Origin of the sequence: Thalassomonas sp. M1454 (genome assembly GCF_007097525.1) — a bacterium.
In the GTDB taxonomy this organism is placed as follows: domain Bacteria; phylum Pseudomonadota; class Gammaproteobacteria; order Enterobacterales; family Alteromonadaceae; genus Thalassotalea_A.
Window position 1 is genome coordinate 1 of record NZ_VKDD01000022.1, and the last position, 377, is coordinate 377.

Here is a 377-nt window from a genome sequence, read left to right on the forward strand (position 1 = left end):
GCTGTATTCCAGTTTAAGTTTGACGCTCAAAATCATGCTGGTGGTACAATTTATATTGATAACTTGTATTTCGGTAACCTTGTGGTTGATCCAGCACCAAGTGCACCAGTTACGGCTGCGCCAGCACCAACGGCTGCGGAGGCTGATGTGATTTCTGTATTCAGTGATGGCTATACGCAAGTTACAGGTGTAGATACTAACCCTAACTGGGGTCAAGCGACGGTAACTACAGTAGAAAGCATTGAAGGTAATAGCACTCTTAAAATGGCCGGCTTAAACTATCAAGGCATACAGTTCGACTCTCAAGATGTGTCTGGTAAAGCATCTTTACACCTTGATTATTGGACTGCCGATGCAACTGCATTTGATGTATTCCT

General features: G+C 43.8%; 1 pseudogene. It reads left to right on the forward strand.

The annotated features are described in order from the left end of the window. Nucleotides 1-377: pseudogene (locus FNN08_RS16430) on the forward strand (hypothetical protein); the annotation flags it as partial.